The organism is Streptomyces sp. ADI96-02 (assembly GCF_003846185.1).
Taxonomy (GTDB): Bacteria; Actinomycetota; Actinomycetes; order Streptomycetales; family Streptomycetaceae; genus Streptomyces.
On the sequence record NZ_ML123034.1, the window covers coordinates 4135458 to 4144696 of the forward strand.

At 74.3% G+C, this 9239-nt stretch carries 7 protein-coding genes; 4 read left to right on the forward strand and 3 right to left on the reverse strand.

Annotation, left to right across the window (positions count from 1 at the left end; all coding sequences use genetic code 11):
- Positions 1–3: 3 nt before the first annotated feature.
- Positions 4–1281, reverse strand: a complete 1278-nt coding sequence (locus EES43_RS18315; protein WP_124269693.1) for a helix-turn-helix domain-containing protein — start codon at positions 1279–1281, stop codon at positions 4–6.
- Positions 1282–1407: 126 nt separating this feature from the next.
- Between EES43_RS18315 and EES43_RS18320 the strand changes: the two genes are divergently transcribed.
- Positions 1408–3117 (forward strand): cell division protein PerM, encoded by a 1710-nt coding sequence (locus EES43_RS18320; RefSeq protein WP_241192681.1) that lies wholly within the window; start codon positions 1408–1410, stop codon positions 3115–3117.
- Here EES43_RS18320 and EES43_RS18325 read toward each other — a convergent pair.
- Complete coding sequence (locus tag EES43_RS18325) at positions 3107–4114, reverse strand: hypothetical protein (protein ID WP_124269694.1); 1008 nt, start codon at positions 4112–4114, stop codon at positions 3107–3109. The two genes, EES43_RS18320 and EES43_RS18325, sit on opposite strands and share 11 nt — an antisense overlap.
- 383 nt (positions 4115–4497) lie before the next feature.
- On the opposite strand from EES43_RS18325, the gene purN reads away from it, so the two are divergent.
- The 3 genes from purN (at position 4498) to EES43_RS18345 (ending at position 8568) form a co-directional block, all read left to right on the forward strand.
- Positions 4498–5151, forward strand: a complete 654-nt coding sequence (gene purN, locus EES43_RS18335) for a phosphoribosylglycinamide formyltransferase (protein WP_124269696.1) — start codon at positions 4498–4500, stop codon at positions 5149–5151.
- Complete coding sequence (gene purH, locus EES43_RS18340) at positions 5138–6691, forward strand: bifunctional phosphoribosylaminoimidazolecarboxamide formyltransferase/IMP cyclohydrolase (RefSeq protein WP_124269697.1); 1554 nt, start codon at positions 5138–5140, stop codon at positions 6689–6691. The genes purN and purH overlap by 14 nt, the downstream gene beginning before the upstream one ends.
- A gap of 302 nt (positions 6692–6993) precedes the next feature.
- A complete protein-coding gene (locus EES43_RS18345) occupies positions 6994–8568 on the forward strand; it encodes a DUF2079 domain-containing protein (protein ID WP_124269698.1) in 1575 nt (524 codons plus the stop codon).
- A gap of 159 nt (positions 8569–8727) precedes the next feature.
- Here EES43_RS18345 and EES43_RS18350 read toward each other — a convergent pair.
- Positions 8728–9239: RDD family protein (locus EES43_RS18350; protein ID WP_164493197.1), on the reverse strand; the 512-nt coding region annotated here is incomplete at its 5' end.

Here is a 9239-nt window from a genome sequence, read left to right on the forward strand (position 1 = left end):
GGCTCAGGGGACCTGCGGGATCAGCCGTTCCGGGCCGTGCGCCAGCTCCTCCCGCAGCGACTTCTGGAGCTCCAGGTCCTGCGGGGTGAGCTTCTGCGGACCGCCGCGCGGCGGCACGCCACCGACCCGCTCGGCGGGCGACAGCGGCTGCTCGTAGTGGGTGGGTGCGGTGTGCAGGGTCAGGCCCGTCGCGGTGATGAGCAGGGCGACGAAGGCGATGGCCGCCCTGGTCCACAGCTTGGCCTTGTTCTCGCTGCCGGTGCGCACGGCGCGGGCCGGGCGCGGAGCCGGGACGTGCTCGGCGCGGGCGAGGGAGGCGAGCAGTTCGTGCAGCAGTCCGGACTGTTCGGCGGAGGGGGCCGCCGCCAGATCGGGCAGCTCCTTCGCCACGGCCGCGCGGGCCGTCATCAGCCGCCCCGCCGCCGCCGGAGTGCTCGCCTCCGTCTCGGCCGCCGTCTCCGGGAGGTCCAGTCCGACCCCGTCGTAGAGGAGCAGCGTCCGCCGGTAGGCGGGAGGCAGGTCGAGCAGCACGCCGAACAGGGCGCGGCGGGCCGGCTCGGTGGGCGGGGCGTCCGGATGCCGGTGCGCGCGGCGCATCCGGTGCCAGGGCGACAGCGCGTACTCGTGCGCGGCGGCGCGCACCCAGCCGGCCGGGTCGCGGTCCACGGCCACCTCCGGCCAGCGGTGCCAGGCCAGTTGGAAGGCGCGCTCGACGGACTCGCGGGCGAGGCCGCGGCGACCGGTGAGCAGGTACGTCTGGCGCACGAGACCGGGTGCCGCGTGTGCGTAGAGCGCGTCGAACGCCTCGGCGGGGGAGAGGCCCGCGCGCGCGGGCTGCGCCGAGGGCCCCGGCGGCGTGCCCGCGTCAGCCCCTGCCTCCGCGTCAGCCTCGGCCTCCGCGTCAGCCTCGGCCCGCGCCCCCGCGTCAGCCTCAGCGTCCGCGTCCGTCGCGTCCGCGTTCGGTGCGCCCGCCTCCGCCGGTTCCGACGCCGTGACGGGCTGCGGCCCCGCGTCCGCCTCCTCCGCCTCCGGCCCGGGTTCCGTGACGGCGGCGGGCCCCGGCTCTTCGGGTTCCGGGCAGATGAGCTTGGCGTACAGCGCGCGCTTGCGTCCGCGCGGGCTCGTGCGGCCCGTCTCCCAGGAGCGCACGGTGGCGCGCGTGACTCCGACGGCGTCCGCGACCTGATCCTCGCTCAGCGACTTCGCCTCGCGCAGTCTGCGGCGCTCCTTGGGGGAGGGCAGCGGCTGCGCGGCGGCCTCATCGGTGCTGCTCCGGGTCATGGGGGACCCCCGGCAGCACTCCACAGGGAGAAAAAGTACATAAACGTATATTGAGCGACACAGCGGCTGTTCGCCCGTTACACGGAATAAGCGCGTGTCGTTGGCAGCATGGGCGGCGTGACCCAAATGACCGAACGGGCCTCGACGGTGACGGCCGAACGGAACAGAACCCTCGCGCTGGCCTCGGCCTTTCTGCGAGGTGTCGCAGCCGCCGGGCTCGGGCTCGGCTGCCTGGCCGTCCTGGTCATGGCGCTGTGGATCAGCTCCCCGTACCCCGACAGCGGCCCGGCGGGCGCGCTGCGCGCGGCGGCGGGGGTCTGGCTGCTCGCCCACGGTGCCGAACTCGTGCGGACCGACACGCTCAGCGGCGTCCCGGCGCCGGTGGGCCTCGTCCCGCTGCTGCTCGTGGTGGGCCCGCTCTGGCTGGCGCACCGGGCGGCACGTGACGCGGCGGAGCCGGAGGAGGGGCGGGCGAGGCCGTCGCAGGCCGGGGTGTTCTGCGCGGTGACGGCCGGTTACCTGCTGGTCGTGGCCGGTGCGGCGGCCTACGCGCGCGGCGGCCCCCTGAGCGCCGACCCGGACACGCTGGCGTTCCCGGTGGCGCTCGTGGTGGCCGCCTCGGCGGCGGTCGGAGTGTGGACGGCGGCCGGACGGCCGCTGGGCCCGCTGCCGTCCTGGTCGCCGCTGGTGCTCCAGGAAGCCGTCGCCCGCACGCTGTTCCGCGACCGGGTGGAGGCGGCGTCCCGGTCGGCCGCGGTGGGCGTGACGGTGCTGCTCGGCGGGGGTGCGCTGCTCGTCGCGGTCGCCCTGGCACGCAACGGCCCGGCGGCCCAGGACTCGTTCCTGGCGCTCTCCGGGGACTGGTCCGGCCGCTTCGCCGTGCTGCTGCTGACCGCGGCGCTCGTGCCCAACGCCGCGCTGTGGGGGGCCGCGTACGGCCTCGGCCCCGGTTTCGCGCTCGGCACGGGAGCCACGGCGACCCCGCTCGCCCTCGCCGGCGACCCGGCCGTGCCCGACTTCCCGCTGCTGGCGGCGGTGCCCGCGCAGGGGCCGGGAACACCGGTGACCTGGGCGGCGCTGGCCGTGCCGGTCGCCTCCGCCCTGGCGGTGGCCTGGTTCACCGTACGCCGGGCGGCACCGGCCGACGCGCCGCGCGCGCGGGCGTGGAGTGCGGGCGAGACGGCCCTGGTGACCGGCCTCGCGGCTCTCGGCTGCGGTGCCGGTACGGCGCTGCTCACCGCTGTGGCGGGCGGTCCGCTCGGCAGCCGCGCGCTGAGCGCGTTCGGGCCCGTGTGGTGGCTGACCGGGCCGGCGGCGCTGCTGTGGACGGCGGTCCTCGGCGTACCGGCGGCGCTGCTCCTGCGGATGTGGCGACTGCGTGAGTCCGGCTGGGCCTGGCGCGGGGACGCGGACGAGCAGAAGTCGTACGCCGCGCCCGCCACGCCCTCCGCCTCCTCCGTGTCCGCCGACGCCGCCTCGGGGCGGCCCGGGGCGGCGGGCGGCGGGGCCGACGCCGAGGGCTTCGCGGGCTTCGAACCGTATGACTTCCAGCCGACGGACCCGTGGCACGAGAAGAGTGCGCGGCAGGCGCGCTGGGCCTCCCTCAAGCGGCAGTCCGGCGGCCTGATGGCGCAGTTCCCCGCAGGCCGGGCCGATGCCTCCCGGGCCGATGACTTCCCGGCCGATGCCTCCCGGGCCGATGCCTTCCCGGCTGAGAAGCCGGCCGGTGAGAGCGGCGACGGGCCGGGCGACGCGGAGCGGGACACCGTACGGCCTCCCGGGGGTGGCGGGCCGTCCGCCGGTGCGGAGACGGACGGCCCGGGCGCTACTTCTTGACGCCGAAGAACGGCTCCAGCGGCTTGGGCAGCAGGTCGTTGCAGGCGATCGCGCCGGACTTGGTCAGGGCGTCGTTCACGCAGGTGTAGTAGTCGCGGTAGACGAGCTGCACGGTGAACGTCGTCGCCACGATGCACAGCGCCAGCACGGCGGTGACCAGGCCGCTGATCGCCGCGGTGGTCTGCGGCCGGCCGCCGCCGCTCTGTCCGGCGGCGGGAGCGGGCCCGGTGGCGGGCGTCGCCCCGGCACCCGTCGTCGCCCGGCCGTCGCCCGCCGCGGACCCGGCGCCCGTACCGCCGTCCACCGCCCGCTCGGCAGCCGACGGGGCCTTCGCCGACAGGGACTTCGGCTTGGCGCGCAGCGAGCTGATCGCCCAGTAGACGGAGAGCGCGCCGAGCAGCAGGGCGATCTCCGGGAGGTCGAAGAGGGCGAAGAAGAAGGCCCACATACCGCCGAGCACCGCGTAGCGGGCGCGCCGCTGGGCGGGGTCGGTGGGGTCCCACCGCAGTCCGCCCGGACCGCCGTCGGGACCGCCCCGGCCGCCGCCCGGCCCACCGGGACCGCCCGCGCCGGAACGGCCGCCGCCGAAGCCGCTGCCGCCCCGGCCGGGCTGCTTGCTGCTCCACTGGCTGCCCCACGACGGAGGGCGGTCGCCGGAGGAGTCGTCGCCTGAGCCGCTGCCTGAGCCGCCGCTTCCGTCGCCGCTCCCCTTCCCGTCGCCGTTCCCGCCCGCGGGCCGGCGCGGCTGCCACGGCTGGTCGGGCCGGCCCGCGGGCGGCGGGGCGAACGGGTTGTCGTCGGCAGGACTCGCCGGAGAGCCCGAAGAGTCACCGGACGAACCGGAGGAGGGGCCGGAACCGGCCGATACGGAGGGCGATCCGGAGCGGGAACCGGAAGAGGAGTCCTCCGGCGAGGAGGGCCGGCTCTCCCGCATCAGCGGAGCGGCCCGCTCGGGCAACGGGAGGCGGAAGGCGGTGCGACGGCGTCGGTCCGGCATGTGGTGAACGTCTTCCCCATCTCGTCATGTCCGCCCGAAGGACGGTTCGTCCGCCCGGCGGACGGTTCGCTGTCCCCTGACGCTACCCCCCGCTCACGCCCCCGTCCCGTGGGGGCCGTCGGGTGTGCCGGTATCGTTGCTGACGGTCGGCGCGTTCGTAGGGTTCCCCGTATCGGGTGAAGCGATTCTCTCGTAGGACCCTACAAAGCACCGACCTCGCCCAGCGCCGGTCCGGCGGGACGCCCCACGAGCAACCCTCCGGAAGGCGACGCACCGCTTCGCCCGTGCGGAGCGCCGCGCCCGACCGAGTCCGACCTGGCCCGGACGTGCGCGGACACCGCCCCTCCCCGCACCCGCGCCACCACGCGAGAAAGGGCCCCGACGTGGCCTCCCCGCCCTCCGCCGCCCCCGCCCGGCTGGTCGTCCTGGTCTCCGGATCGGGTACGAACCTGCAAGCCCTGCTCGACGCCATCGGCGACGACCCCGCGGGGTTCGGAGCCCAGGTCGTCGCGGTCGGCGCGGACCGGGACGGGACCCTCGGTCTGGAGCGGGCCGAGCGGGCCGGAATCCCCACGTTCGTGTGCAAGGTCAAGGACCACGCCACCCGCGCGGAGTGGGACGGGGCGCTTGCCGCCGCGACCGCCGCGCACCGGCCTGACCTCGTCGTCTCCGCCGGATTCATGAAGATCGTCGGCCCGGCGTTCCTCGCCGCCTTCGGGGGCCGCACCGTCAACACCCACCCGGCCCTGCTGCCGAGTTTCCCCGGTGCCCACGGCGTGCGCGACGCACTCGCGTACGGCGTCAAGGTCACCGGCTGCACCGTCCACTTCGTCGACGACGGCGTCGACACCGGTCCGATCATCGCGCAGGGCGTGGTCGAGGTGACCGAGGAGGACACACCGGAGGGCGAAGCCGCTCTCCATGAACGCATCAAGGAAGTCGAGCGCACGCTGCTCGTCGAGGCCGTGGGGCGGATCGCCCGTGACGGCCATCGCATTGAGGGACGAAAGGTTCATCTCGGTCATGTCGGTGAATAAACCCATCCGCCGCGCCCTGGTCAGTGTCTACGACAAGACGGGGCTCGAAGAGCTCGCCCGCGGTCTGCACGAGGCGGGCGTCGAACTCGTCTCCACCGGCTCGACGGCGGGCCGGATCGCCGCCGCCGGAGTCCCGGTCACCAAGGTCGAGGAGCTGACCGGCTTCCCCGAGTGCCTGGACGGCCGGGTCAAGACGCTGCACCCGCGCGTCCACGCCGGCATCCTCGCCGACCTGCGCCTGGACTCCCACCGCGAGCAGCTCGCCGAGCTGGGCGTGGAACCGTTCGACCTGGTCGTCGTGAACCTCTACCCGTTCAAGGAGACCGTCGCCTCCGGCGCCTCCGACGACGAGTGCGTGGAGCAGATCGACATCGGCGGCCCCTCCATGGTCCGCGCCGCCGCGAAGAACCACCCGTCCGTGGCGGTCGTCACCAGCCCCGGGCGGTACGGGGACGTCCTCGACGCCGTCCGGGCGGGCGGCTTCGACCTGGCCGCCCGCAAGCGGCTGGCCGCCGAGGCGTTCCAGCACACCGCCGCCTACGACGTGGCCGTCGCCTCCTGGTTCGCCGCCGACTACGCCGCCGCCGACGACTCGGGCTTCCCCGACTTCTTCGGCGCGACGTACGAGCGCAAGAACGTCCTGCGCTACGGCGAGAACCCGCACCAGCCCGCCGCCCTGTACACCTTGGGCAACGGCGGGCTCGCCGAGGCCGAGCAGCTGCACGGCAAGGAGATGTCCTACAACAACTACACGGACACCGACGCCGCCCGCCGGGCCGCGTACGACCACGCCGAGCCGTGCGTCGCGATCATCAAGCACGCCAACCCGTGCGGCATCGCGATCGCCGACGACGTCGCCGAGGCGCACCGCAAGGCGCACGCCTGCGATCCGCTCTCCGCGTTCGGCGGGGTGATCGCCGTCAACCGCCCGGTGACCGTCGAGCTGGCCGAGCAGGTCGCCGAGATCTTCACCGAGGTCATCGTCGCCCCGGCCTACGAGGACGGCGCCGTCGAGGTGCTGGCCCGCAAGAAGAACATCCGCGTGCTGCGCGCCCCCGAGGCCCCGGCCGGCTCCGTCGAGGTCAAGCCGGTCGACGGCGGTGCGCTGCTCCAGGTCACCGACCGGCTCCAGGCCGACGGCGACGACCCGGCCCACTGGACGCTGGCCACCGGCGAGGCGCTGTCCGAGGCCGAGCTGAAGGAGCTGTCCTTCGCCTGGAAGGCGTGCCGCGCGGTCAAGTCCAACGCGATCCTGCTCGCCAAGGGCGGGGCCTCGGTCGGCGTCGGCATGGGCCAGGTCAACCGCGTCGACTCCGCCAAGCTCGCCGTCGAGCGGGCGGGCGAGGAGCGGGCGCGCGGCGCGTTCGCGGCCTCGGACGCGTTCTTCCCGTTCCCCGACGGGCTGGAGATCCTCACGGCGGCCGGAATCCGGGCCGTGGCGCAGCCCGGCGGGTCCGTCCGCGACGAGTTGGTCGTGGAGGCGGCGGAGAAGGCCGGTGTGACCATGTACTTCACCGGAACGCGCCACTTCTTCCACTGACCGGACGGACCGGACGGACCGGGCGGACCGGACGGACCGGGCGGCCGGGCGGACCGGGCGGCCGGGCGGACCGGGCGGCCGGGCGGACCGGGCGGCCGGGCCTCACCGCCTCCCGAATTCCCGCCCGTCCCACCGGCCCGACCGGCCCCACCCGGTCGCTCGGAAACCGGTCTCTCGGAAACCGTTCGCTCCGGCCGCGTCCCGTCACGGGGTGCGGCCGGGGCCGTCTCCGGCGTACGGGTCCGGAGCGCCGGTTCTGTTCTAATGAACGGCCGTAGAAATCCGCAGCGGGGGCAGTCACCGTGCTAGATCTGAACAAGAGTGGAACGGACCGGCCGGGACGGCTCCCCGCGCAGGGACCGGCCCCGCACGACGCCCCCGGCGCCGATCCGCGGCTCCCCGCCGCAGCGGACGCCCCGGACACCCCGGACGCCCCGGACCCAGCCGCGGCAGCCGTTCCGCTGCGCCCCTACCTCATCGCCGGCGTGGTGCTGTGTGGGCTCTACTTCCTCTACTCCTACCTCCAGTACAGCCGTTTCGGCTCGCCCTCCTGGGACCTCGGCATCTTCGAGCAGGAGGTGCGGGCGTACGCGGGATTCGACGCCCCGATCGTCGACATCAAGGGCCCCGGCTACCTCATCCTCGGCGACCACTTCAGCCCCGTCGTCGCCCTGCTCTCGCCGCTGTACTGGATCTGGCCCTCCGCCGAGTCCCTGCTGTTCGCCCAGGCCGCGCTGTTCTCGGCGGGGGCGGTCGTGGTGGGCCGCACCGCGCAGCAGCTCCTGGGCGGACGCGCCGGCCTGTGCGTCACCGTCGCGTACGGCCTCTCCTGGGGTCTCCAGGAAGCGGTGAAGTCCGACTTCCACGAGATCGCCTTCGCCGTCCCGCTGCTGGCGCTCGTATGCCGGGCGCTGCTCCTGCGGCGCTGGACGGCCGCCGTGCTGTGGTCGCTTCCGCTGGTCCTGGTCAAGGAAGACCTCGGCGCCACCGTGGCGGTCGTCGGCTTCCTGCTGTTCGTGTACGGGCGCAGGCTCCAGGGCGCGCTGCTCGCCGCGTTCGGCGTGCTGGCCTTCGTCGTCACGCTGCTGGTCCTCATCCCGGCGGCCAGCAGCGCGGGCACCTACGACTACTGGCAGAAGATCGACAAGAACGGCGAGCAGGACGTCTCGCTGCTCGACTCCGTACTCGGCGTCCTGAACTCGTCCGTCAAGATCGAGATGCTGGTCTTCCTGCTCGGCATCACGGCCTTCATGGCACTGCGCTCGCCGCTGGTGCTGCTGATCCTGCCCACCCTCGGCTGGCGGCTGCTCTCCCAGGACAGCAACCACTGGGGGATGATCTGGCACTACAGCGCGGTCCTGATGCCGGTGCTCTTCCTGGCCATGGCCGACGGCATCCGCCGCAGCCGCGACTCCCCGCGTCCCTGGCTCGCCTCGTACGCGAAGGTCGCCGTGCCGATCGCGACCGCGATCGCCGTCGCCCTCACCCAGCACCTGCCGCTGCGCGACCTGCTTCGCCCGGACTCCTACCGCACGGACGCCCGTACGCTCGCGGCGCGCGAGGCGCTGGACGCCATCCCGGTCGGGGCGCGCGTCGAGACGGACATCACGCTCATGGCCCACCTCACCTCCGACCGCACCGTCTACTGGATCGGCGGGGCCCCGGGCACCGCACCGGACATCGTCGCGATCAACCTGGACTTCGGCTGGTCCCGGCCGATCGAGGACCCGGTGGCGTACGCCCAGCAGCTTCACCCGGAGGCGCGGTACCGGCTCAAGCACCGGTCCGGGAGCTTCGTGGTGATGGAGCGCACCAGCCCGGAGCCGGCGGACATCCCGGGCGTGAGCGACGACTGGCCTGAGCTGAACGACGGCTGAGCTGAGCTGCGCGACGGCTGAGCTGAGCTGCGCGACGGCTGAGCGGGGCGTCTCCACGCGTCCGGGGACATCTCCAGGCGTCTGCGTGGCGGAGGCCGTACGCGCGGAGGCCGCACCCGGCGTTCGCGGGTGCGGCCTCCGACGCGCGTGGCGTGCGGGTCAGCGGGCCCTGACGACCACGGACGAGCAGACCTTGTCGGCGAACGTCTGCTTCTTCTGGTCCCACAGCGGCCACAGCCAGCCGATGTAGCAGGCAAGGCTGTCCAGGATGTGGGCCAGCCGGCGCACGAACGCCATGCCGAAGCCCATCGGGCGGCCGTCCGCCTCGCGCAGCAGGCGGATGCCCACGGCCTTCTTGCCGATGGTCTGACCGGTGGAGCCCTCCTGGTAGAGCTGCCAGAGGCCGAGGCCGAGCATCGAGAGGACGCCGATCAGCACGAGGACGCCGCCCGCGCCGTCGCCCATGGCGCCGCCGATGCCGGTGAGGACCATGTACGGGCCGCCGATGATCAGCCCGTCGAGCAGGGTGCCGCCGAACCGCAGACCCCAGTGGGCCAGCTCGGGCCGGCCGCCGCCGTAGCCGGGCTGCTGCTGCGGGTATCCGCCGCCGTAGGGCTGCTGGCCCTGCTGCTGCGGATATCCGGGCTGCTGCGGGTAGCCGTAACCGGGTT